At 71.3% G+C, this 22,395-nt stretch carries 23 protein-coding genes; 17 read left to right on the forward strand and 6 right to left on the reverse strand.

Annotated elements, in window-relative coordinates:
- Nucleotides 1-165 precede the first annotated feature (165 nt).
- From SD460_RS15315 to SD460_RS15380, 14 genes are all read left to right on the forward strand, one after another.
- Nucleotides 166-1,722 (forward strand): DUF6801 domain-containing protein, encoded by a 1,557-nt coding sequence (locus tag SD460_RS15315; RefSeq protein ID WP_318306276.1) that lies wholly within the window; start codon nt 166-168, stop codon nt 1,720-1,722.
- 117 nt (nt 1,723-1,839) lie between these two features.
- Nucleotides 1,840-2,568 (forward strand): hypothetical protein, encoded by a 729-nt coding sequence (locus tag SD460_RS15320; RefSeq protein ID WP_290058841.1) that lies wholly within the window; start codon nt 1,840-1,842, stop codon nt 2,566-2,568.
- Complete coding sequence (locus tag SD460_RS15325) at nt 2,565-3,359, forward strand: MlaE family ABC transporter permease (protein ID WP_290058840.1); 795 nt, start codon at nt 2,565-2,567, stop codon at nt 3,357-3,359. The genes SD460_RS15320 and SD460_RS15325 overlap by 4 nt, the downstream gene beginning before the upstream one ends.
- Before the next feature lie 54 nt (nt 3,360-3,413).
- Nucleotides 3,414-4,175 carry an MlaE family ABC transporter permease gene (locus SD460_RS15330; protein WP_290058850.1) on the forward strand — a complete coding sequence of 254 codons (762 nt, stop codon included), beginning with the start codon at nt 3,414-3,416 and terminating at the stop codon, nt 4,173-4,175.
- Nucleotides 4,172-5,368, forward strand: a complete 1,197-nt coding sequence (locus SD460_RS15335) for an MCE family protein (protein WP_290058839.1) — start codon at nt 4,172-4,174, stop codon at nt 5,366-5,368. Before SD460_RS15330 ends, SD460_RS15335 begins: the two co-directional genes overlap by 4 nt.
- On the forward strand, nt 5,365-6,381 hold the full coding sequence (locus tag SD460_RS15340; RefSeq protein ID WP_290058838.1) for an MCE family protein: 1,017 nt from the start codon (nt 5,365-5,367) through the stop codon (nt 6,379-6,381). Before SD460_RS15335 ends, SD460_RS15340 begins: the two co-directional genes overlap by 4 nt.
- On the forward strand, nt 6,378-7,388 hold the full coding sequence (locus tag SD460_RS15345; protein WP_290058837.1) for an MCE family protein: 1,011 nt from the start codon (nt 6,378-6,380) through the stop codon (nt 7,386-7,388). The genes SD460_RS15340 and SD460_RS15345 overlap by 4 nt, the downstream gene beginning before the upstream one ends.
- Nucleotides 7,388-8,386: an MCE family protein gene (locus tag SD460_RS15350; protein ID WP_290058836.1), complete on the forward strand. Its 999-nt coding sequence runs from the start codon at nt 7,388-7,390 to the stop codon at nt 8,384-8,386. Before SD460_RS15345 ends, SD460_RS15350 begins: the two co-directional genes overlap by 1 nt.
- Nucleotides 8,383-9,354 carry an MCE family protein gene (locus SD460_RS15355; RefSeq protein ID WP_318306277.1) on the forward strand — a complete coding sequence of 324 codons (972 nt, stop codon included), beginning with the start codon at nt 8,383-8,385 and terminating at the stop codon, nt 9,352-9,354. The genes SD460_RS15350 and SD460_RS15355 overlap by 4 nt, the downstream gene beginning before the upstream one ends.
- Entirely contained in the window at nt 9,354-10,460 is a 1,107-nt protein-coding gene (locus SD460_RS15360; protein ID WP_290058833.1) for an MCE family protein, read from the forward strand. Before SD460_RS15355 ends, SD460_RS15360 begins: the two co-directional genes overlap by 1 nt.
- Nucleotides 10,457-10,954, forward strand: coding sequence for an Rv1363c family protein (locus SD460_RS15365; protein ID WP_290058832.1), 498 nt, complete (start codon nt 10,457-10,459; stop codon nt 10,952-10,954). Before SD460_RS15360 ends, SD460_RS15365 begins: the two co-directional genes overlap by 4 nt.
- A 155-nt stretch (nt 10,955-11,109) precedes the next feature.
- Nucleotides 11,110-11,562 carry a hypothetical protein gene (locus SD460_RS15370; RefSeq protein WP_290058831.1) on the forward strand — a complete coding sequence of 151 codons (453 nt, stop codon included), beginning with the start codon at nt 11,110-11,112 and terminating at the stop codon, nt 11,560-11,562.
- Nucleotides 11,563-11,579: 17 nt separating this feature from the next.
- Nucleotides 11,580-12,854 carry an AMP-binding protein gene (locus tag SD460_RS15375; RefSeq protein WP_318306278.1) on the forward strand — a complete coding sequence of 425 codons (1,275 nt, stop codon included), beginning with the start codon at nt 11,580-11,582 and terminating at the stop codon, nt 12,852-12,854.
- Nucleotides 12,851-14,050 (forward strand): KR domain-containing protein, encoded by a 1,200-nt coding sequence (locus tag SD460_RS15380; RefSeq protein ID WP_318306279.1) that lies wholly within the window; start codon nt 12,851-12,853, stop codon nt 14,048-14,050. The genes SD460_RS15375 and SD460_RS15380 overlap by 4 nt, the downstream gene beginning before the upstream one ends.
- Here SD460_RS15380 and SD460_RS15385 read toward each other — a convergent pair.
- Complete coding sequence (locus tag SD460_RS15385; protein WP_290057842.1) at nt 14,047-14,421, reverse strand: MerR family transcriptional regulator; 375 nt, start codon at nt 14,419-14,421, stop codon at nt 14,047-14,049. The two genes, SD460_RS15380 and SD460_RS15385, sit on opposite strands and share 4 nt — an antisense overlap.
- A 28-nt stretch (nt 14,422-14,449) precedes the next feature.
- On the opposite strand from SD460_RS15385, the gene SD460_RS15390 reads away from it, so the two are divergent.
- Nucleotides 14,450-15,133: a methyltransferase domain-containing protein gene (locus SD460_RS15390; protein WP_290057841.1), complete on the forward strand. Its 684-nt coding sequence runs from the start codon at nt 14,450-14,452 to the stop codon at nt 15,131-15,133.
- Nucleotides 15,134-15,145: 12 nt separating this feature from the next.
- Here SD460_RS15390 and SD460_RS15395 read toward each other — a convergent pair whose 3' ends face one another.
- On the reverse strand, nt 15,146-15,712 hold the full coding sequence (locus SD460_RS15395) for a TetR/AcrR family transcriptional regulator (RefSeq protein WP_290057840.1): 567 nt from the start codon (nt 15,710-15,712) through the stop codon (nt 15,146-15,148).
- A gap of 117 nt (nt 15,713-15,829) precedes the next feature.
- On the opposite strand from SD460_RS15395, the gene SD460_RS15400 reads away from it, so the two are divergent.
- Nucleotides 15,830-16,852, forward strand: a complete 1,023-nt coding sequence (locus SD460_RS15400; RefSeq protein WP_290057839.1) for an aldo/keto reductase — start codon at nt 15,830-15,832, stop codon at nt 16,850-16,852.
- Nucleotides 16,853-17,277: 425 nt separating this feature from the next.
- Nucleotides 17,278-17,712 (forward strand): alpha/beta fold hydrolase, encoded by a 435-nt coding sequence (locus tag SD460_RS15405; protein ID WP_290057838.1) that lies wholly within the window; start codon nt 17,278-17,280, stop codon nt 17,710-17,712.
- A gap of 3 nt (nt 17,713-17,715) precedes the next feature.
- Here the strand turns inward: SD460_RS15405 and SD460_RS15410 are convergent, their stop codons facing one another.
- The 4 genes from SD460_RS15410 to SD460_RS15425 form a co-directional block, all read right to left on the reverse strand.
- Nucleotides 17,716-18,072 carry a VOC family protein gene (locus tag SD460_RS15410; RefSeq protein WP_290057837.1) on the reverse strand — a complete coding sequence of 119 codons (357 nt, stop codon included), beginning with the start codon at nt 18,070-18,072 and terminating at the stop codon, nt 17,716-17,718.
- Nucleotides 18,073-18,365: 293 nt separating this feature from the next.
- On the reverse strand, nt 18,366-19,562 hold the full coding sequence (locus SD460_RS15415; protein WP_318306280.1) for a PucR family transcriptional regulator: 1,197 nt from the start codon (nt 19,560-19,562) through the stop codon (nt 18,366-18,368).
- Nucleotides 19,563-19,580: 18 nt separating this feature from the next.
- On the reverse strand, nt 19,581-20,936 hold the full coding sequence (locus SD460_RS15420) for a PucR-like N-terminal domain-containing protein (protein ID WP_290057833.1): 1,356 nt from the start codon (nt 20,934-20,936) through the stop codon (nt 19,581-19,583).
- Between the two features lie 238 nt (nt 20,937-21,174).
- Nucleotides 21,175-22,080, reverse strand: a complete 906-nt coding sequence (locus SD460_RS15425) for an alpha/beta fold hydrolase (protein ID WP_290057832.1) — start codon at nt 22,078-22,080, stop codon at nt 21,175-21,177.
- Between the last annotated feature and the right edge of the window lie 315 nt (nt 22,081-22,395).

The raw sequence follows: 22,395 nt of genomic DNA on the forward strand, positions 1-22,395 counted from the left end.
TTTTCGCCGCCCCGATTCGTGCGCACGTGACAAGCGCTGACCTGCATGACCCTTCCCGCCGGGGTCCTTCCCCTGCGCGTGACAAAGAAATCGGCGCTGCTTGTTCGGCCGGAATGGCGGAGGTACTTTTCGCTGACATTCCCCCATTCCCTGAGGTGACGACCCGTGAGATTTTCGTGGAAGTCGAGAAAGCCCGCGTACGGCTTGGCCGCCGCTACCGTCGCGGGGGTCGCGGCGACCGTCGTGCTCGTCGGGGCCGGGCCGACCGAGGCCGCGCCGGTGTCCCTGACGCTGAACTACAACTGCCCGTTCCCGCTGATCGGCGACCAGGTGCTGTCGGTGAAGATCGACACGAACCTGCCCGACAACGCCGTCGCGGGCGCGTCGTCGACGCCGATCACCTTCGACGTCGACGTGACCGTGCCGGAGACCGCCACCGAGGGCCTCGCCCTGGTCGGCGCCACCTCGCTCGACGGCTCGGCGAAGGCCGCGGCGCAGCTCAAGTACCCGGTCGACAAAACGCTGAACCTGAACCTGCCGCTGACCATCGCGTCGACGCCGGTCCCGCCGTCGGGCGCGTTCCACGTCAAGAGCAGCGGCAAGGCCCCGGCGGTGACGTTCCCCAGCCCCGGCACCGCTTCGGTGACGGTCGGGAACTTCAGCACCACGATGACCCCGCGCACCGCGGACGGCCAGCCGACCGACCTGGGCACGTTCACCTCGGACTGCGTCGCGGTCCCGGGCCAGAACCAGCTGCTGGGCACGTTCGAGATCAAGCCGGCGGGCGGCACCACGACGCCGACGACCCCGACCACGCCCACGACGCCGACGACCGAGCCCACGACGCCGACGACTCCCACGACGGAGCCGACGACCCCCACGACCCCGACGACGGAACCCACGACTCCCACGACGGAGCCCACGACGCCGACGACCGAGCCGACCACGCCGACGACTCCCACCACCCCGACCACGGAGCCCACGACTCCCACGACGGAACCGACGACTCCCACCACCGAGCCGACAACTCCCACCACCGAGCCCACGACGCCGACCACTCCCACGACTCCCACGACGGAGCCGACGACCCCGACCACGGAACCGACGACTCCCACCACCGAGCCCACGACGCCGACGACCGAGCCCACCACGCCGACGACGGAGCCGACGACCCCCACCACCGAGCCGACCACGCCGACGACCACGCCGCCCGGCGGGATCGACGTCAAGTACTCGGTCAAGGGCAAGTCGGTCCTGAAGCAGCTGCACGCCACGCTGCCGCTCGGCCCGGGCAGTCTGGACGCGAAGCTCGACGCCGCCTCCGGCAAGTTCGGCGTCCGGCTCGCATTGCCGAAGTCCGATGTGGACTTCCGTGTCCTCGGCTTCATCCCGGCGTCCGCGACGGTGCAGCTCGACCAGGTCGGCGCGATCAACGGCACGCTCACGAGCGGTGCGGTCAAGGCGGACGCGCGGATCGACGTCCAGCTGACCAAGGTGCGGGTGTTCGGCTTCCCGATCCTGCAGTCGAAGTCGTGCCACACGGTGAAGCCGGCCGACGTGCCGCTCGCCTCGGCGCCCGGGTTCGACCCGCTCAAGGGCGGCAAGCTGACCGCGACCTACGGCATCCCGCAGTTCACCGGCTGCGGTTTCCTGACCGGCCTGATCAGCGGCCTCACCTCCGGCCCCGGCAACAAGCTGGAAGTGACGCTCACCAAGAAGTGAAGTAGCGGCGCGAAAACGCAGACCGGCGTGACAAGAACGTGAACAACCCTTGTACCGCAACGAGAATCGTCAGTAGCTTCGGAAAGGATCACCTTCGATGAGGAAGGCTGGAAGTCCGTGCTGACCCGGTTCTCGCTGCCGCTCGTGCTCGTCGGAGTCGCGTTCTCGTTGGGTGCCGCGGAAGCCGCACCCAACGAGGACGCGCCCCCGGCACAACCGCAAGCGGCCACGCAGATCCCGTTCGGGTTCACCCTGGGGGACGCGCGGCAGCCGACCACGAGCCACGTGGCCAAGCTCGGGTCGGACATCGCCTTCCCGCCCGGCACCTTCGACGGCAACCTGGGTGGCCTCACCAGCACCGTGCCCATCACCGGGAAACTGGCCATCCCGCCGGCCGACGGCTACTTCGTCGCGTTCCGGTTCATGGGCACCACCGGCCGGGTCGAGATCGTCCCGGACGGCGACGCCGCCGGCACCGCCACGGTGAAGACCGGCAAGGACACCAACTGCAAGGCAACGCAGACGAACATCTGCGCCGACACCGACGTGACCGCGAAGGTGTTCATCAAGCTCTCGAACGTCAAGGTGGACGGCAAAGCCCTCGACGTCGGCCCGGACTGCCGGACCGCGCAACCCGCCGCCGTGAACATCAAGGCACTGGTACCGATTTCGCTGCCCGCCCCGCCGGTGAAGGTGACGTCGACGTTCACCACGCCCGCGTTCGCCGGGTGCACCGGGCGCGAGGACCTGAGCCGGCTGCTCACCGGCCTGGTCTCGGGGCCCGGCAACACCTTCGTCTCCAACCTCACGTTGCGGTGCTTCAGCTCCGGGTGCAAGCCGGCATGACCACGCTGCTCACCGAAGCGCCCCGCAAAGCCGCCAACGGCCTGCGTGAGTTCGGCCGCATGTGCGCGATGGGCCTCGACATCGTCCTCGCGATGGCCCGCCGCCCGTACCAGGTCCGCGAGTTCGTCCAGCAGTTCTGGTTCATCGCCAGCGTGTCCATCACGCCGGCGATCCTGGTGTCCATCCCGTTCGGCGCGGTCATCTCGCTCCAGCTCGGCTCGCTCACCAGCCAGATCGGCGCCCAGCAGTTCAACGGCGCCGCGAGCGTCCTGGCCGTCGTGCAGCAGGCGAGCCCGATCGTGACGACGCTGATCATCGCCGGCGCGGGCGGCAGCGCCATCTGCGCCGACCTCGGCGCGCGCAGCATCCGCGAGGAGATCGCCGCGATGGAGGTGCTCGGCGTCTCGCCGATCCACCGGCTGGTCGTGCCGCGGGTGCAGGCCGCCGTCGGGGTGTCCGTGCTGCTCAACGGCCTGGTCAGCGTGGTCGGCGTGCTGGGCGGCTACTTCTTCAACGTGATCATCCAGGGCGGCACGCCCGGCGCGTACCTGGCGAGCTTCAACGCCCTCGCGCAGTTGCCGGACCTCGTCGTCAGCTCGGTGAAGGCGGTGATCTTCGGCTACCTCGCCGGGGTGGTCGCCTCCTACCGCGGCCTGAACCCGAAGGGCGGCCCCAAGGGCGTCGGCGACGTCGTCAACCAGTCCGTCGTCATCACCTTCCTGCTGCTGTTCTTCGTCAACACCGTGCTGACCGCGCTGTACCTGCAGCTCGTCCCGGCGAAGGGAACCTGAGTGGCCATCCTCGGCAAACCGGGCGACCGGCTGTTCGAACTCGGCGACCAGCTGATGTTCTACGTCCGGGCGATCGCGGCCGTCCCGCTCGCGGTGACCCGCTACTTCCGCGAGGTGGTGCGGCTGCTGGCGGAGGTGACGTTCGGCAGCGGCGCGCTCGCGGTCATCGGCGGCACGATCGGCGTGATGGTCGGGCTGTGCGTGTTCACCGGCGTCACCGTGGGCCTGCAGGGGTTCAGCGCGCTGAACCAGATCAACATCTCGGCGATGACCGGTTTCCTGACGGCGTACTTCAACACGCGCGAGATCGCGCCGCTGGTCGCCGGGCTCGCGCTGTCGTCCACAGTGGGCAGTGGGTTCACCGCGCAGCTGGGCGCCATGCGGATCTCCGAGGAGATCGACGCGCTGGAGGTGATGGCCGTGCGGAGCATGCCGTACCTGGTCACCACCCGGATCGTCGCCGGGTTCATCGCGATCGTCCCGCTCTACGTCATCGGGCTGCTGATCTCCTACCTCGGCTCGCGGCTGACGACGGTCGTCTTCTTCGGCCAGTCCGGCGGCACCTACGACCACTACTTCACGCTGTTCCTGCCCCCCGGCGACGTGCTGTGGTCGTTCGGCAAGGTGCTCGTCTTCAGCGTCGGCGTGATCCTGACCCACTGCTTCTACGGCTACCGCGCCAGCGGGGGGCCGGCGGGCGTCGGCGTGGCGGTCGGCCGGGCCGTGCGGACGTCGATCGTGCTGATCAGCGTGCTCGACCTGTTCCTGTCCCTGGCCATCTGGGGCGCGACGACCACCGTGAAGGTGTCCGGATGAGCCGCTTCGCCACGCAGCTCGCCGGGGTCGCCTTCCTCGGCGTGCTCGTGCTGCTCGGCTACCTCGCGGTCGCCATCTACGACAAGGACTTCGACGACGCCGAGCTGGTGACGCTGCGGGCGGACCGGGTCGGCAACCAGCTCGCGCCGACCGCCGAGGTGAAGGTCAAGGGCGTGCCGTTCGGGGAGGTCCGGGCGGTGCGCAGCACGCGCACCGGCGCCGAGATCGACCTGGCGCTCGACCCGGCCAAGATCGGCCAGCTGCCCGGCAACGTCTCCGCGCGGCTGCTGCCGAAGACCGTCTTCGGCGAACGGTACGTCAACCTCGTGCTGCCCGACCGTCCACAGGGGAGGCTCGCCGCGGGGGACGTCATCGCGCAGGACCGCTCGTCGAGCGCGATCGAGCTCGAACGCGTCCTCGGCGACCTGCTGCCGCTGCTGCGCGCGGTCCAGCTCCAGAAGCTGAACAGCTCGCTGGGCGCGATCTCGCAGGCCCTCGACAACCGCGGGCAGCCGATCGGCGACAGCATCGTCAAGCTGCAGGACCTGCTCGCCCAGGTGAACCCGCTGATGCCGCAGTTCAAGGCGGACATCACCGGGCTGGCGAACGCGGCCGACGTCTACACCGGCGCCGCGCCGGACATCCTGCAAGCCTTGACCGACCTGTCGACGACCGCGAAGACCATTGTGGACACCCGGGCCGACCTCGACCACCTCTACACGAGCGTCACCAGCGCCACCGGGCACCTGAACGACTTCCTGCGGAAGAACAAGGACAACATCATCGGCGTCTCCGTCGAAAGCCGCCCGTCGCTGGAGCTGCTTTCCCAGTACTCGCCCGAGTTCCCGTGCCTGTTCGACGCGGTGAACCGGCTCAAACCGCTGATGGAGAAGGCGCTGGGCAAGGGCACGAACGAGCCGGGCCTGCACGTCACGCTCACCGTGCAGGACCCGCGCGACAAGTACGTCCCCGGCCGCGACACCCCGCGGTTCGACGCCACCGGCGGCCCGAAGTGCTACGGCGGTGGGGCCGCGGCACCGGGAGCGACCGACGGCGACCTGGGTCCGGCGAACTCGCCCGGTGAGCGGCAGCTGGTCGCCGAGCTCCTGAAGCCGGCGCTGGGTGACGTGCCGGACTGGAGCAGCGTCCTGATCGGACCGGCCCTGCGCGGGACGGAGGTGACCGTCCGATGAGGAGCGTCACCGGTCCCGCCGTCAAGGGCCTGATCTTCTTCCTGGTCACCGCCGTGGCCACCGGGATCCTCGCGATCACCATCGCCAACTCCAGCGTCGGCGCCACCATCGGCTACACGGCCCGCTTCACCGACGCGACGTCGGTCAACCCCGGCGACGAGGTCCGGATGGCCGGCGTGCGGATCGGCCAGGTCGACTCGGTGCGGGTGGTCGAGCACCGCCTCGCCGACGTCGACTTCTCGGTCGACCGCACGCACCGGCTCACCGCGTCGGCCGCGATCACCATCCGCTACCGCAACCTGGTCGGGCAGCGGTACCTCTCGGTCGACCCTGGCGCCACCGACACCTCGCCCACGCTGGCCGAAGGCGCCGAGATCCCCCTGGACCGGACCACACCGGCCCTCGACCTCACCGCGTTGTTCAACGGCTTCAAGCCGCTCTTCCAGGCGTTGTCGCCCACCGACGTCAACCAGCTGTCCTTCGAGATCATCCAGGTGCTGCAGGGCGAGGGGAGCACGATCGAAAGCCTGCTGCGGCACACGGCGTCGCTGACGTCCACTTTGGCCGGCAAGGACGCCGTCATCGGGCAGGTGATCGGCAACCTCAACACCGTCCTCGACACCGTGAACGCGCAAGGCGACCAGTTCGACGCCCTGGTCGACACCACCGCGCAGCTGGTCACCGGCCTGGCCGCGGACGCGAAGCCGATCGGGCAGGCGATCGGCGGGCTCGGCGAGCTGACCACCGCCACCGCCGGGCTGCTGGAGCAGGGGCGGCAGCCGCTCAAGGACAGCATCACCGCGCTCGGGGACCTGTCGAAGAACCTGGCCGACAACACCCCGGTGTTCCAGTCGTTCGTCGACAACCTGCCGAAGAAGCTCGACCGGATCGGCACGCTGTTCTCCTACGGCTCCTGGGCGAACTTCTACCTCTGCTCGGTGCAGACCGACGCGAAACCGGCGCCGGGCGGCCCGCCGCCGGGCATCCCCGTCACGGCCGGGAGGTGCCGGTGAAACCGCCCCGCATCAAGCCGTTCCGCAGCCGGAACCCGATCGCCGTCGGCGCCGTCACGGCGTTGGTGATGGCCCTGATCGGCGGGGCCACGTTCTTCTCCGACGACCTCCCGCTGGTCGGCGGCGGCACCACGTACCGGGCGGAGTTCCGCGAGGCCGCCGGGCTGAAGCCGAACGACGAGGTCCGCGTGGCCGGGGTGAAGGTCGGCGAGGTCACCGACGTGCGGCTGGCCGGCGACCATGTCGAGGTGCTGTTCCGGGTCAAGGACACCTGGGTCGGGAACCGGACGACGGCGGCGATCAAGATCAAGACGTTGCTCGGCCAGAAGAACCTCGTGCTCGACCCGGTCGGCAACGGCGAGCTGGACCCGGCCCAGCCGATCCCGCCCGAGCGCACGAGTTCGCCCTACGACGTGACCGCGGTCTTCAACGACCTGGCCGGCACGGTCGGGGCGATCGACACCGACCAGCTCGCGCAGGCGTTCCGCACGCTGTCCGACACGCTCGGCGCGTCGGCACCCAGCGACGTCCGGACCGCGTTCGACGGCATCGCCGCCCTGTCGCAAACGCTGGCCTCGCGCGACGAAGAGCTGGTCAAGCTGTTCCAGAACACCAACCAGGTGGCCAAGACGCTCGGTGAGCGGTCCGGCCAGATCCAGGCGCTGATCCGCGACGGCAACACGCTGCTGACCGAGCTGAACGCGCGCAAGGACGCGATCGCGCAGCTGTTCAGCGGCATCAAGAACCTGGCGATCCAGCTGCGCGGGCTGGTCGCGGACAACCAGAAAACGCTCGGCCCGGCGCTCGACCAGCTCGACCGCGTCGCCACCGTACTGCAGCAGAACCAGGGGAAGCTCGAGGACAGCCTGCGCCTGGCCGGGCCGTTCTACCGGCTGCTCGGCAACGCCGTCGGCAACGGCCGGTGGATCGACACCTACATCTGCGGGCTGATCCCCACCGGCACCACGCCGGGAAGCTGCCTGCCGCCGAAGAACGGGGGACGCTGATGGCGCACCAGCTGATCGACCTGGGCGCGCGGGCGCGACGGCGGACGCGACTGCGAGCGCTCACGGTCGGCGTGCTGCTCGCGCTCGTCGTCTCGGCGGCGTGGCCGATCGCCACCGCGCCCGGCGAGCGGACGTTGACCGCGTACTTCACCGCCGCGGTGGGCATCTACCCCAACTCCGACGTGCGCGTGCTCGGGGTCGCCATCGGCTCGGTGTCCAAAGTGGAACCGAACGGCACGGACGTCAAGGTGACGATGACGCTCAAGCCGGACGCGCAGCTGCCCGCGGACGCCGGTGCCGTCGTGATCACGCCGAGCCTGGTCGCCGACCGGTACGTGCAGATCACGCCCGTCTACCGCGGCGGGCCGCAGCTGCCCGACGGCGCTTCGATCCCGCGTGAGCGCACCGCGACCCCGGTCGAGGTCGACGACCTGCTGCACAGCCTCAACCAGCTGATGTCCGCGCTGGGCCCGCAGGGGGCCAACAAGGACGGCGCCGTCAGCGAAGTGCTGACCAAGTCGGCCGAATACCTCAGCGGCAACGGGCAGACCATCGGCACGGCGATCAAGAACCTCGGCGAATTCGCCCGTGCCGCCAGCGATTCGAAGGACGACCTGTTCGGCTCGGTGGACCACATCAGCGAGTTCACCGCGATGCTCGCCGCCAACGACGGTCAGGTGAAGCAGGCGATCTCGCAGATCGCGTCGCTGAGCAAGGTGCTGGCCGACCAGCGCGACCAGTTCTCCGGTGCGCTGACCGAGCTGACCCAGGCGCTCAGCGTCGTGCAGGGGTTCATCAAGGACAACCGCGGCAAGGTGCGGTCCGATGTGGACAAGCTCGCCGACGTCACGAAGATCCTCGTGAACCAGAAGGATTCCCTCGCCGAAGCCCTGCAAGCGGCGCCGAACGCGCTGACGAACCTCCTGGGTGCCTACGACCAGGCGAACGGGACCATCGACGGCCGCGGCAACCTCCTCGAGTTCCCGGAGGGCAAATGAAGTCCCTGGTCAAACTCGCTGCGGTGGTGACGCTCGCGCTGGTCACCACCGGCTGCGGGCGCGGGGTGAGCGTCTACGACATCCCGCTGCCCGGCGGCGCCGCGCTCGGCGACCACCCGATCCACGTCACCGCGAGCTTCACCAACGTGCTCGACCTGGTGCCGCAGTCCGGCGTCAAGGTCAACGACGTCCCGGTCGGGCAGGTCGTCAAGGTCGAACTGGCGCCGGACGGGCACAGCGCGATCGTGGAGCTGCTCCTCAACGGTGACGTCGACCTGCCGGGCAACGCCGTCGCGCGGCTGCGGCAGGCCAGCATCCTCGGCGAGAAGTTCGTCGAGCTGGCCGCGCCGGACGTCGCGACGCCGTCCGGCCGGCTCCTCGACGGCGCGACCATCCCACTGGACCAATCCACCCTGACACCCGAGATCGAGGAGGTCTTCGGGGCGCTGTCGCTGCTGCTCAACGGCGGCGGCGTGGCGCAGGTCCAGAACATCAGCCACCAGCTCAACGAAGCCCTCGGCGGCCGCGAAACCGCGGCCCGCAGCCTGCTGTCCAGTTTGGACACCTTCGTCAAGGGGCTCGACGAGCACCGCACCGAGATCACGCGCGCCATCGAGAGCGTCAACAAGCTCGCGCAGACGCTGAACGCGCACACCGACCAGATCACCACGACGTTGAACGGCCTCACACCCGGCATCGGCGTGCTCAACCAGCAGCGGGAGGCGCTGGTCGGGATGCTCAAGTCCCTCGACGGCCTCACCTCGGTCGCCGTCGACACGGTGAACAAGAGCAAGGACGACCTGGTCGCCGACCTCAAGGCGCTCGAACCGCTGTTGCGGCGGCTGGCCGACTCCGGCGACAAGCTGCCGAAGGCGATGGAGATGATCTTCACCTTCCCGTTCCCGGACGCGGCGCTCGACACCATCCGCGGCGACTACCTCAACGGCTTCCTCAAGGTGGGTCACTGATGCTGACCCGGTTCGTGCGCGTGCAGGTGACGATCTTCGTGGTCATCGCCGTCCTCGGCGTGGCCTACGTCGGCGCCACCTACGCCGGTCTCGACAAGGTGTTCTTCGACCGCGGCTACACGGTCAAGGCGCAGTTCCCGACCGGCGGCGGCATCTTCACCAACTCCGAGGTCACCTACCGCGGGGTGCCGATCGGCCGGGTCGGCGAGCTGCGCCTGACCCCGGCCGGGATGGAAGCCGACCTCGAGATCGACTCGGGCACCGCGCCGGTCCCGGCCGACACCGAGGCCGTCGTCGCGGACCGCTCGGCCGTCGGCGAGCAGTACGTCGACCTGCGCCCGCGCACCGACGGCGGGCCGAAGCTGCGGGACGGTTCGGTGATCACGCAGGCGGACACGAAGATCCCGCTGCCGGTCGACGTCGTCTTGTCGACAGTGGACACGTTCGCCAACTCGGTGCCGAAGCCCGCGCTGCGCACGGTCGTCGACGAGCTGTACCACGCGACCACCGACGCCGGCCCGGCGCTCGACCAGCTCGTCGGCCGCGGCATCGAGTTCGTGCAGGCGGCGAGCGCGCACGTGGCGCCGCTGACCCGGTTCGTCACCGACGCGCACGTCGTGCTGGACACCCAGGTGCAGCAGGCCGGCGCGATCCGCGAGTTCGGGGCCAACGCGAAGCTCCTGGCGTCGACGTTGAAGCAGGCCGACGGCGACCTGCGCACGCTCATCCCGGCGGTGCCCGCCGCGGCGAACGAAGTCGGCGCGCTGATCCGCGACTCGGGGCCGCAGCTCGGTGTGCTGCTGGCGAACCTGCTGACCACCGCGGACGTCCTGGAGAACCGGCGGGACGGGCTGCGGCAGCTGCTGATCACCGCACCGCGGGCCGTCGCCGCGGGCAGCGCGGTGATCCGGCCGGACGGCGCCCACTTCGGGCTGTCGCTGACCTTCTTCGACCCGCCGCCGTGCACGACCGGCTACTCGACGCCGTACCGCGACGGCCTGGACACCTCGACCCGCCCGCTGAACACGGCCGCGCGGTGCGCGTTGCCGAAGGGTGACCCGACGAACGTACGGGGTTCGCAGAACGCACCGGGAGGACGGCCGTGAAGATCTTCTTGGTGGTGGCCACGGTTTTGGCGGCCGTCGCCGCCGGGTGGTCCGGGTTCACCTGGTGGCAGGCGGCGCACGACGACGGTGTCGCGCGCGCGGTCGTCCGCGAGGACGCGCTGGGCGCGGGCCGGGCCGCCGTCGCCGGGCTGACCACTTTGGACTACCGGCAGGCGGCGCCGGGGTACCAGCGCTGGCTCGACGTGTCGGGTGGCGCACTGCACGACGAGCTGGCGGCCGACCGGCAGGGGAGCCTCGACCGGATCGCGCAGGCGAAGACCGTCACCACCGGCAAGGTGACCGACGCGGCGGTGACCGAAGTGGACCCCGGCGCGGGCACGGCGAAGCTGATCGCGTCGGTGGAGCTGGTGGTGGCCCCCGAAGGCGGGGACGCCGTGACGAAACGCAACCGGTTCCAGGCCGAGCTGACCCGCGGGCCCGACGGCTGGCGGGTCACCGGGCTGGGCCAGGTCCCGACCGGGGAGACACCTTGACCCAGACCAAGAAACGGACCGTGAAGGTGGCCGGCCGCCTGCACGAGGACCAAGACGGTCGTGAGTGGAAAGGAGGGTTAGAACCCGACTTATCACTCACGACCACGGGACCACGGCGGCGGGTGTGGTGGGGGTGCCTGGTTGCCGCGGTGGTCATGGCGGGGCTCGCCGGGTGGTTCACCGTCGAGGCGCGGCAGACGAACGCCGTCGTCGCGCACAACCGTGCGCTGTCCGATGCCTCGGGTACCGCGGACGTCGCGAAGCAGATCAGCGCCGCGCTCGGCACAGTCTTCTCCTGCCGCTTCGACGACCCGGCGAAGAGCGAGCAGGCGGCGAAGGACGTCCTCACCGGTCCCGCACTGGCCCAGTACGACCAGCTCTTCGGCCAGGTGCGCAAGCTCGCCGCGGACCAGAAGCTGGTGGTCACCTCGACCGCCGTGACGTCCGGCGTGAAGCTCCTGGACGGCGACCGCGCGGCGCTGCTGGTGTTCCTCGACCAGACCGGGACGAGGGGCGACGGGCAGCGCAGCACCGGTGCCGCCCAGCTGAGCGTCACGGCCGAGCGCGCCGGCGGGAAGTGGCGCGTCACCGGGATGTCCGCCGCTTGAGAAGGCACGAGGAACCGATGCTCACGAGTTCTGAACGGGCCACGACGCTCGCCACGCTCCTGACGGCCCGCGCCGCGGCCGCGGGTCACGAGAGAGCGCTTTCGCGGTGGGACGGCGCCGAAGAGGTCACCGTGACCTGGGCTGAGCTGGACCGCCGGGTGACCGCCGTCGCCGCCGCCCTGCGCCGGGTCACCGAACCCCGGCAGCGCGCGGCGATCCTCGTCGCGGACCCGCTGGAGCACGTCGTCGCGTTCCTCGGCGTGCTCCGGGCCGGGCTGGTCGCGATCCCCGTCGGCGCCGACCGCGCTCGCGTCCTCGCGGACGAGGAACCGGCGATCGTGCTGGCGACGTCGGCCACGGTGGCCGGGACCCGGCTCTTCTTGTCCACTTTGGACACGATCGGGCACCGCGTGCTCGCCGTGGACGCCGTTCCCGGCGCGCCGGATTTCCCCGAAGCCCCGGTGGCCGCCGAAGACGTGGCCTACCTGCAGTACCCGGGCGGGGTGATGGTGGCGCACGCGAACATCGTCGCCAACGCCCGGCAGGCGGCGCCGGTGCTGGGGCCGGGCACGCTGGTGAGCCGCTCGCCGGTCGGCGATCCCCTGGGCGTGCTGCTCGGGGTGGCGGTGCCGCTCGTGACGGGACGGCCCGTGGTGTTCGCCGAGCGGCCGGACTCGCTGGCGGGCCCGGTGACGACGCTCGTGAGCACCGCTGACCCCGAACTGGGCCGCCTTCGCGAGGCGTTCGGGCCGCTGCGGGTTTGCTACAGCGTGCCCGAGGCGACCGCATTGGTCGCTTGTGGACACCCGGCGGGCCAGCGCGTGGCGATCGTCGATCCCGGCGGCAGGCGGCTGCCCGCGGGAGAGGCGGGCGAGATCTGGGTGAGCGGGCCGAACGTCGCCCGCGGCTACTGGAACCGGCCGGAGGAATCCGCCCGCGTGTTCTGCGCCCTCATCACCGGGGACGACGAGCCGCGGTGGTGGCTGCGGACCGGTGACCGCGGCCGCCTCGACGAGTCCGGCGAACTGACCGTCCTCGGCGAGGACCTCGTCGCCGGGCATCCCGCGCGAGACCTCGAAGCGACCACCGGGGAAGCGCACCCGGCGATCCGGGGCTCGACCGCGGTTGCCGTACGCGGCGAGCAGGCCGTCCTCGTCGTCGAGCTCGCGGCGGGCGTCGTGCCGCCGCGCGGTGAGGTCGAGCGGGCCGTGCGCGGTGCGCTGGCCGCGCGGTACGGGCTCACCCCGCGCCGGGTCGTCGTGCGCACCGCGGCCGCGGAAGGCCTGCGGTGACCGGGCCGGTGGAGGACGAACGCGCGGTGGCGGCGGACGTCCCGTTCGCCACCCGCGCGTTCGAGGTGATCTGGCCCGAAGCGCCGTTGCCGCCCGCTCCCCGGTGGCCACCGGGCTCGTGGCTGCTGCTCACCGACGAACACCCGGCCGCGCTCGGCCGGGCCGTGGCGCTCGCGCTGGCGCTGGCCGAGACCGGGGACGAAGCCCTTTCGCTGCCCCAAGACGACTTCGGTGAGCTGCCCGGGTTCCTGGCCGGCCGGCCGGTGCGCGGCGTCGTGTTCCTCACCGGGGCACCGCACGCCTACCACGACCCCGAAGACGCGCGCGAACTCCTGCGCACGGTCTCGTCGGTGGTCGCGCGGCTCGACCGCGGCGTCCGCTTCCACCTGGTGACGCAAGCCCGCGACGAGCCGGGGCTGGTGTTCCTGCGCGGGCTGATCCGGGTGCTCGCCTGTGAACGCCCGGATCTGCGGGCGAGCATCGTGGACTTCGACGCCCGGTCCGATGTGGACACCCTCGCGCGGGAACTGCGGGCGGACGCGCCGGAGGACGAAGTGCGCTGGCGCCACGACGTCCGGTACGCGGCCCGGCTGACCCGCGTCGCGCCGGCCGCCGAAGTGCCGGCCGGGCCGGGTGCGTACGTGGTCACCGGCGGGTTCGGCTCGCTCGGACTGGCCACCGCGCGCTGGCTGGCGGACCACGGGGCCACCCGGATCGTCCTTTCCGGACGCCGCGGCGGCGTGGCCGACCTCCCCGGGGTGGACGTCGTGGTCGTCGCCGGGGACCTCGCCGAGCCCGGCGTCGCGGACCGGTTGATCGCCGAAGCGACGGCGGGTGGCTTGGCGTTGCGGGGGATCGTGCACGCGGCCGGGGTGTTCACCGAGGACGCCGAAGCCGTGTGGCGGGCCAGGGTGCTGGGTACGCGGCGGCTGCACGAAGCGACCTCGGAGAGCCAGCCGGTCTGGTGGCTGCTGTGTTCGCCCGCCACCGCCCTGTTCGGGTCGCCGGGGCGGGTGGCCGGCGCGACGGCGGACGCGTGGCTGGACGCGTTCGCGGCCTGGCGGCGTTCCCGGGGCCTGCCCGCGGCGATCACCCGGGTCGGTGCCGGGCAGGTCTCGCCGGCGGTCTGGCGGCCGTACTTTTCGGCGGTGCTCGAGGAGTTCGTGCACCACGGGGAGGAGCCGGGGAGCCCTTAGGGCAGCCGGTCGGCCAGCAGGCCGCGGAAGTGCGGGCAGGTCATGATGTCGTCGTGCGGGCAGGGACCGCCGGCGAGCAGGTCGAGCGCGGCCTGCGTCCGGGCGAGCCGGGCTTCCAGCCGCCGCCGGTGCTCGGCCAGGAGTTCTTCGCGCGCCGGAGCGGATTTCGCCGCCAGCACCGCCCGGATGTCCGCCAGGCCCAGGCCGGCCTCCTTCGACACCAGGATCGCCGCGACCCGGTGCTGGTCGGCGTCGGTGTAGCGGCGGCGGTTCCCGGCGCGCGCGGGAGCCAGCAGCCCCTCCGCCTCCCAATGGCGCAGCACGTGGGCCGGTACCCCGAACCGGGCCGCCACTTCGCCTATTGACTTCATGCCGACATTAAGTCCCAAGATGGCGGCCATGTCCACGTTGCTCGCTCTCCTGGATGCCTTCGACGACCGGCCCGCCGCCCGTGACCTGCGCGAACTCACCTACCGAGGCTTGGGCGCGACGGTGGTCGACGTCGGCTGCGGCGGCGGGCGCGCGGTCGGCGAGCTGGCCGCCCGCGGCGTCCGCGCCCTCGGCGTCGACCTGAACGCCGCCATGATCGAGGCCGCGGCCGAGCGGTGGCCCGCCGGCGAATTCCACGTCGCCGACGCGACTTCGCTGCCCCTCGACGACGGTTCGGTCACCGGCTACCGCGCCGACAAGGTGCTGCACACCCTCGCCGACCCCGGGCGGGCGGTCGCCGAAGCCCGCCGGGTGCTGGCGCCGGGCGGGCGCGCGGTGCTCACCGGGCAGGACTGGGACACCTTCGTCATCGACTCCGACGACCCGGCGCGCACCCGCGCGCTCGTCCACGCCCGCGCGGACCGGGTGCCGCACCCACGGATCGCCCGCCGTTACCGGAACCTCCTGCTGGACAACGGGTTCACCGGCGTCACGGTCGAGGTGCGCACGGCGGTCTGGACCGACGCAGCGGTGTTGCCGATCCTCGCCGACCTCGGCGGCGACGGCGCGTGGCTCGACGAGCAGAAGGCGAGGGCCCGCGACGACCGCCTGTTCGTGGCGGTCCCGTTCGTGGTGGCGGCCGGGATCCGCTGACCGGAGACGGGCTCAGGCGCCGTAGCGGAGACCGTCGACGAGGACGGCGACCATGCGCCTGCCGTGCCCCGGCTCGCGGCCGGGTACGGGCTGGCACAACAACGCGATCGTGTACAGGAGGTCCTCGGCGCCGAGGTCGCCGCGGATCGCGCCGTCGGCGGCCGCCGCGTCGAGCAGGGCGGTGAGCGTGGGACCCAGCCGTTCCATGAAGTAGCCGGGCAGCCCCTCGAACGCCGGATCGCCCGAGTGCAGGGCCGAGGCGAGCCCGCGTTTGGTGCCGAGGAGCTCGACGAACCGGTCGATCCAGAGCGAAAGCGCCCGCTCCGGCGGGTGGGCGGCGCTCAGCTCCGGGCCGGCGTCGGCGACGGCGTCGATCCCGGTCCGCACGACGGCCTTCACCAGGTCCGAGCGCTGCGGGAAGTGCCGGTACAGCGTGCCGACGCCGACTCCGGCGAGGTCGGTGATCTCCTTGGCCGGGGCGTCCACGCCGGAGGTGGCGAAAACCGTCCGCGCCGCCTCGACCAGGGCCTCGACGTTGCGCTGGGCGTCGGCACGCCGACGCCGGGTCTCCTGGGTCACTTCGCCCCTCTCGGTTGCGTAACCGGAAAGCCTTTCCGTATAGTTCCGGAATAGCTTTCCACTTACGGCCAGCGTACGGCATCCGCGCCGGCCGGCACCTCGACGGGAAGAGAACCCATGCAGTACCGCACCCTCGGCCGGACCGGGATCAAGGTCAGCCCGTACGCGCTCGGCGCGATGATGTTCGCGACGTCCTTCGGCAACCCCGACCCGGACGACTCCGCCCGCATGATCCACCGGGCACTGGACGCGGGCATCAACTTCATCGACACCGCCGACGCCTACGGCGACTCCGAAGAGGTCGTCGGCAAAGCGTTGCGGGGCCGCCGCGACGAAGTCGTGCTCGCCACCAAGTTCGGCCGCCAGGCCGGCGACGACCCGCACCACCAAGGCGCGTCCCGCCGCTGGATCGTCACCGCCGTCGAGAACTCGTTGCGGCGCTTGCAGGTCGACCACATCGACCTCTACCAGCTGCACCGCGCCGATCCCACGACGGACGTCGAGGAAACGCTTTCCGCGCTGACCGACCTGCTCCGCGCCGGCAAGGTCCGCGCGATCGGCACGTCCCAGAGCCTCGCGTCCGACCTCGTCGAGGCCCAGTGGGTCGCCGAACGGCGCGGCCTGGCACGGTTCCGCGCCGAGCAGGCGGCCTACTCGCTCCTCAACCGCGGCGTCGAACGCGAAGTGCTGCCGCTGGCCCAGCGCTTCGGCATGGGCACGCTGATCTGGGGCCCGCTCGGCCAGGGCCTGCTCACCGGGCGCGTCCGCAAGGGCGAGCGGAACGACCTGCGCCGGGCCCACCTGCTCAAGCACCTCAGCGACGAACGCCGGCTCGACGTCGTCGAGCAGCTCGTTCCGCTGGCCGCCGAGGCGGGCCTGCCGATGACCCACCTCGCGATGGCCTTCGTCATCGCCCACCCCGGCGTCACCAGCGCGCTGCTCGGCCCGCGGACCATGCCCCAGCTCGACGACCTCCTGGCCGGCCTCGACGTCCGGCTCACCGACGACGTCCTCGACCGCATCGACGAAATCGTGCCGCCGGGCACGAACGTGGGCGCGCTCGACCAGAACTACCAGCCGCCCGCCGTGCACGACCCGGACCTGCGCCGCCGCCCCCTCGCCGAGCGCGCCGCGGCCTGAACCGGCGACGGGACGTCCGCCGGTCGGCAGACGACGGCGAGCTCGTCGTAGCGAGTAGCCAGAACTCCTGACTTGGCTCAAGATCGCTGATCTTGGGTAGGGTGCTGGCTGTTGAGCTGCGGTTTCGTCGTGTGAACGGCGAAAATCTGCGCACTAAGCGGCCGGTTCCAGGGGTCTGCCCATCGCTTCCCGGTTACGGCTTCAGCGACAAGCCGGCCGCGCCGGGTGGGGGATCGAGCGGATATCCGACGCGTGGTGCGAGCTGATGGCCCGGCTCGGCTACCGGCGGTTCGGCGCCCAGGGCAGCGACTGGGGCACCAGCATCGCCACGAGCATCGGTCAACGGCAACCCGATCGGGTCGCCGGCAGCCATCTCATGCCGCCGCTCGCACCGCCCGATCCGGCCACGTTGGACGACCTCACCGGTGCCGAGCGGGCGGCGCTCGCGACACGGGGGGAGGCGGACGAATGGGGCTGGCGGATACTCGGCGCAGCAGTCGACCCGGCCGCAGACGGTCGGCTACGGGCTGGTCGACTCGCCGGCCGCCCACTGCGCCTGGATCGTCGAGAAGTTCTGGTCGTGGACCGACTCCGGTGGCGACCTGCATCGGGTTATTGCCCGGGATGGGCTGCTCGACAACCTGATGCTCTACCGGCTGCCCGGCACCGGCGCCACATCCGCCCGGCTGTACTGGGAAAGCCTCCGGCAGGTCAACGAATGGATCTCCGGTCGGCCGGCGCGCCGGTTCCCGAACATCCGGTACTGGAACGAGCTCGGCAAGGGCGGCCACTTCGCGGCGTTCGAGCAGCCGGCGTTGTTCGTCGACGAGGTCCGGTCATTCTTCCGGCTGGTCCGCTGATGGTCACCCGTACTCGGTAAGCGGCTGACTGAAGATCAACAAGTGCCCATCGGGTGTCCGTACGTTGAAGTCGCGCATCCCGTAGGGCCGGTCAGCCAGTGGCTCGACGATGTCGGCGCCGCGGGCGCGCAGCTCGTCGTGGCAGGAATCGACGTCGTCGACGACAACCGTCACCCTGGCCGGGCCGACGCTGCTTTCGGCGTACAGGTGGAACTCGGCGGTGTCGCGGATCACGGCCGCGTAGCTGGGTGGGGTCTCCCAGGTGAATATGGTGTCGAATCCGAGCGTGTCCGTGAAGTACGACCGCGCTGCCTGCACATCTCGGCACGGCAGCACGGGAACCGCCACCCGCATGACCATTCCGTCACCTTATCCGACTTTGGCTCAAGATCGCTGATCTTGGGTAGGGTGCTGGCTGGTGAGCTGCGGTTTCGTCGTGTGAACGGCGAAAATCTGCGCACTGAGCGGCCGGTTCCAGGCTGTCTCTCGTGGCGTATGCGCGCACGGTGAAGACGGCGTCGCCGGCCGTCCGGCGATGCCACGTCCGGATCGTCTGCCACGGACCGAAGACCGTCGGCGCATCCCGCCACGCGATCTCGACCGTGGCCTGCGCGTCGGAGAACGGCCTGCCTCGCTTACCGGCGACGGGCCGGCTACGTCAAGGTCGCGCGGAGGGCGAGGATCATCTCGAAGCGGTCGTCCGGGTTGCGGAGGTGGTCCGCGAACAGGGTTTCCAGCTCCTGGGCCCGGGCACGGACCGTCTGCGGGTGGATCGCCAGGCGGTCGGCGACCTCGCGGACGTTGCCGCACGTCTCCAGCCACGCGAGCAGCGTGTCCGCCAGGCGGTTGTACTGCTTCGGCGTCAACGCGGTCAGCGGGGCCAGCCGGCGGCGGCACACCTCCGTGGCGAGGAACGGCTCCTTGCGCAGCCACAGCGTCGCGAGGTGGTCTTCGCACCAGGTCAGCGGCTCGTCCGGGAGGACGTCCGCGGCCGCCAGGCGCAGGGCTTCCTGCGCCGTCGCCAGTGACCGGCCCGCCTGGCGCGGCGGCACCGGCGGCCCGACCGCGGCACGGTGCCCGGCCAGCGCGGCCGTCAGCGCGTCGCGGTCCTCGGGCGCGGCCAGCAGCAGCCGCGGCGTCCCGTCTTCGAAGTCCTCCAGCGCGTCCAGGCCGCTGACGTCGGCGGCCTCGTCGAGCGCCACCGCGACGAGCCGGTGCGGCAGCGGCCATTCCGCCGCCGCCGCGGCTTCCTGGACCGTCCGCGACGGCGACGGCGGGTCCGCCAGCAGCAGGTCCAGCAGCCGTCGCCGGCGCCGTTCCAGCGCGCCCGCCGCGCGCGCCTGCGCCGCCGCGTGGCCTTCGATCGACAACGCGGACAGCTCGTCGATGTAGGCGAAGATCGCCTCGGCCAGCAGGCACAGGGTCGCCGAGGGCACGCCGGCGCGCGTCCCGACCTCCGCCATCCGCCGCCACGTCACCCGCGCGCCGACCCGGTAGGCCGCCTGCAGGACGTCGAGGTTGCGGCCCTGCGCGAGCTCGTGCACGCCGAGCCCGACGAACAGCTTCCGCCGGTCGTCCGGTGCCGGGCCGGACGCGGCGATCCGGTCGATGAACTGCAGGATCGCCGCCTGCACGCCGGCCCGCAGCGCCTTGCCGAACGCGCCGTCGAGCGGCCGCGCGTAGTCCGGGATGGTCCGCTGGATCTCGCGCAGCACCTCGTCGGCGACGTCCAGCATCCGCGGCCGGAACACCGCGGCCAGCTCACGGGGGAGCAGGGCCCACAACCGGCCCGGCCGTCCGTCGCCGCCGAGCATCGGCCCGTACGTCGTTTCGACGGGAGGTCCCGTCATGCGCCCACCTCATTGTGGTCAGGAACCGAGGAGAGCCTCCGCGCGCAGGGCGATCTCCATGTCGAGCCGGTCGTCGGCGTTGTTCAGCCGGTCGCCGAACAGGTCGATCAGCTGGTGCATGCGGTACCGCACGGTCTGCGGGTGCACCTTGAGCTTCTTCGCGATCTCGGGTGCGCTGCCGCGGGACTGCAGCCAGATCAGCAGCGTCTCGCCGAGGCGCGCCCGCTGCTTCGGGGTGAGGTCCTTGAACGGCTCCAGGCTGCGCGAACACAGCTCGCGGACCAGGAACTCGTCGGCGAGCAGCCACAGCGTGGACAGGTGATCGGTGCAGCGCGTCACCGGCGCGTCCGGCAGCACGCCGCGCTGGACGAGCTTCAACGTCCGGCGCGCCCAGAGCAGCGACCGCGGCGCGTCGGTGAGCCGCACGGTCGGGCCGACCACCGCGCGCCAGCCGCGCAGCCGCTCGGAAAGGTTGGTCAGGTGCTTCGCCGGGTCGCCGGTGACCAGGCACGGCTCGCTGCCCTCGAGATCGACGAGGACGTCGGAGTGCAGGTCCGGCGCGGCGAGGCTGTGCTGGTCGGCGCGGGGTTCGAGGGCGACGACGGTGACCTCGGCCGGCAGCGGCCACTGCGCCGTGGCGGCCTGCGCGGTGATGGTCTGCGGTGCGGACGGCGGGTCGGCGAGCAGCAGGTCGAGCAGCCGTCTCCGGCGGCGGGCCCGGGTGCCGGCGGCTCGCGTCTGGGCCGCGGTGTAGCCCTCGATCGACAGCGCGGAGATCTCGTCGACGTAGGCGAAGATGGCCTCGGCGCTCGTGCACAGGGTGTCCGCGGCGAGGCCGGCGGCCTGCCCGAACTCCGAGATGTGCCGCCACGCGACCCGCCCGCCGACCCGGTACGCGGTCTGCAGGCAGTCGAGGCTGCGGCCTTCGTTGAACTCGATCTTGCCGAGGTTGCGGAACACGGTCGTCCACGTTTCGAGCGGGACGGCACCGGGGGTGCCGACACTGTCGAGGCACTGGATGATCGATTGCCGCACACCCTGCGTGATGATGTGCCCGAACGCGCCTTCGAGCGGCTGGCGGTACTCGGGCACCGCCCGCTGCACCTCCTGCAGGATGGCGCGGGCGAGCGGGTCGACCCGCGGCTTGAACCGCACGGCCAGCTCGCGGGGCAGCGAAGCCCACAGCCCGATGGCGCCGGAAACGCGCCCGTGCTGGGGGTCCGCCGGTGTCCGGGGGACGGGTGGGTAGGCGGGCCGGGGCCGGTCGGCCGACACGGACTGCTGCCGGTGAGCCGGTCCGGAAGAGCGTTCGCCGGGGTGGGGCCGGTTCGCCCGCAGGGCGGGGCCGGCGTACCCGGTGTCCACGTCGGTCATGTGTTTTATCCTTGCTGGCAACAAAATCGGCCTCTTCGTCGTCGAAGCCGATCCGATTTTTGTGGCTCAGGCAACATAATTTCGCGCGAACGGCACTGTCAACGGGTTCTCCGCTGACTTCGGGGTAACCCGTCCGGACTACACCCGAACGGGTGGACTGGCGCGAGGGGAGGTGACACTTCCGCCGCGGGCCGATGGTGCGCGGGTGACAACTTTTCCGGCAGCCGTTTCGGGTGGCTCAGCCGGCCATGAGGCGGGCGACGACGTCGTCGAGCGTCAGGCGCGCGGGCGTGGTGCCCGAGACGAACTCGTTCAGCAGCAGGCAGAACCCGTCCGGGTCGGCCACGTGCGGAAAGTGTTTCACGTTTTCCAGCACCGTCAAGCGGCTGTCCGGCAGCAGTGCCGCGGTCCGGCGTCCGTGCGCCGCCGGGATCAGCGGGTCGCGGGCGCCCCAGACCAGCAGCATCGGCACCGATTCGGCGAGGTAGAGCTTCTCCACGGCACTCGCGCGCTGGCCGCGCAGGTCGATCAGGCTCCGGGCGATGGCGAGGAACGCGCGCCGCCGCCCGGGGTCGGCCAGCGAGCCGAAATGCCGGGCCAGTTCCCGTGTTTCAGGTTTCACCGATCTTTCGAGCCGCCGTGCTGGCCGGGCCGCGGCGCGGGCGGCCGCGAGCGTCCACCGGTTCACCGCCAGCGCCACGGCGAGCCGTGCGCCCGGCAGCGCGGTCGCCCGCAGCACCGGGCTCACCTCGGGGCCGAGGCCCGCACTGGCGACCAGGACGAGGCGGTCGCACATTTCCGGGAACTGGTAGGCGAACTGCATCGCGATGCCCCCGCCGAGCGAGTGCCCGACGACGGTCGCGTGCCGCACCCCGGACACCGCGAGCACGTCCCGGACGATGCTCGCCATCGCGCCGAGGCCGTAATCCGTGCGCGGCGCGTCGGATCCCCCGTGCCCCGGGAGGTCGGGGGCGAGCACGCGGCAGCCGGTCCAGCGCCGCAGCACCGGTGCCCAGGTTTCGGCGCTGCCCGCGATCCCGTGCAGCAGCACGATCGCTTCGTCGCCGTCGCCCGTACCGGGCCGGTGCTCGTGCAGCCGGACGCGACGGCCGTGCAGGGTGAGGTCGTGGGTTTCGAGTGTCATCGGCGGCCTTTCTCGCGAACTCGGAAAATAGGGCATCCGACTACTCGCTCCCGTGTGGTGAACACCACTCCGGCGGAAACCGCGTCGAGCATGACAAGAAGTTTTGCGGAAAGGTGCCCGCGCGTGCGGGTTTTATGGACATACGGGGAAAGTGTATCGACATTCCGCTGGTATCCGGGTAATTCTCGGAGGCATGGTCGCAATGACGCACCGGACGCGCTGATGTCCTGCCGCGCGAGTATTCATTTCGCCCCCGGGCTGCCCCGGCGCCGCCCTGGACGCCGCTGGCGGCGGGTGCTGCCGATGCCGGTGCGC

The organism is Amycolatopsis solani (assembly GCF_033441515.1).
In the GTDB taxonomy this organism is placed as follows: domain Bacteria; phylum Actinomycetota; class Actinomycetes; order Mycobacteriales; family Pseudonocardiaceae; genus Amycolatopsis; species Amycolatopsis solani.

What these genes read in the sequence shown, in the direction of transcription:
- SD460_RS15325 (WP_290058840.1), top strand. Translation starts at nt 2,565, where the DNA reads ATGACCACGCTGCTCACCGAAGCGCCCCGCAAAGCCGCCAACGGCCTG.
- SD460_RS15330 (WP_290058850.1), top strand. Translation starts at nt 3,414, where the DNA reads ATGTTCTACGTCCGGGCGATCGCGGCCGTCCCGCTCGCGGTGACCCGC.
- SD460_RS15335 (WP_290058839.1), top strand. Translation starts at nt 4,172, where the DNA reads ATGAGCCGCTTCGCCACGCAGCTCGCCGGGGTCGCCTTCCTCGGCGTG.
- SD460_RS15340 (WP_290058838.1), top strand. Translation starts at nt 5,365, where the DNA reads ATGAGGAGCGTCACCGGTCCCGCCGTCAAGGGCCTGATCTTCTTCCTG.
- SD460_RS15350 (WP_290058836.1), top strand. Translation starts at nt 7,388, where the DNA reads ATGGCGCACCAGCTGATCGACCTGGGCGCGCGGGCGCGACGGCGGACG.
- SD460_RS15355 (WP_318306277.1), top strand. Translation starts at nt 8,383, where the DNA reads ATGAAGTCCCTGGTCAAACTCGCTGCGGTGGTGACGCTCGCGCTGGTC.
- SD460_RS15360 (WP_290058833.1), top strand. Translation starts at nt 9,354, where the DNA reads ATGCTGACCCGGTTCGTGCGCGTGCAGGTGACGATCTTCGTGGTCATC.
- SD460_RS15370 (WP_290058831.1), top strand. Translation starts at nt 11,110, where the DNA reads ATGGCGGGGCTCGCCGGGTGGTTCACCGTCGAGGCGCGGCAGACGAAC.
- SD460_RS15375 (WP_318306278.1), top strand. Translation starts at nt 11,580, where the DNA reads ATGCTCACGAGTTCTGAACGGGCCACGACGCTCGCCACGCTCCTGACG.
- SD460_RS15385 (WP_290057842.1), bottom strand. Translation starts at nt 14,421, where the DNA reads ATGAAGTCAATAGGCGAAGTGGCGGCCCGGTTCGGGGTACCGGCCCAC.
- SD460_RS15390 (WP_290057841.1), top strand. Translation starts at nt 14,450, where the DNA reads ATGTCCACGTTGCTCGCTCTCCTGGATGCCTTCGACGACCGGCCCGCC.
- SD460_RS15400 (WP_290057839.1), top strand. Translation starts at nt 15,830, where the DNA reads ATGCAGTACCGCACCCTCGGCCGGACCGGGATCAAGGTCAGCCCGTAC.
- SD460_RS15410 (WP_290057837.1), bottom strand. Translation starts at nt 18,072, where the DNA reads ATGGTCATGCGGGTGGCGGTTCCCGTGCTGCCGTGCCGAGATGTGCAG.
- SD460_RS15415 (WP_318306280.1), bottom strand. Translation starts at nt 19,562, where the DNA reads ATGACGGGACCTCCCGTCGAAACGACGTACGGGCCGATGCTCGGCGGC.
- SD460_RS15420 (WP_290057833.1), bottom strand. Translation starts at nt 20,936, where the DNA reads ATGACCGACGTGGACACCGGGTACGCCGGCCCCGCCCTGCGGGCGAAC.
- SD460_RS15425 (WP_290057832.1), bottom strand. Translation starts at nt 22,080, where the DNA reads ATGACACTCGAAACCCACGACCTCACCCTGCACGGCCGTCGCGTCCGG.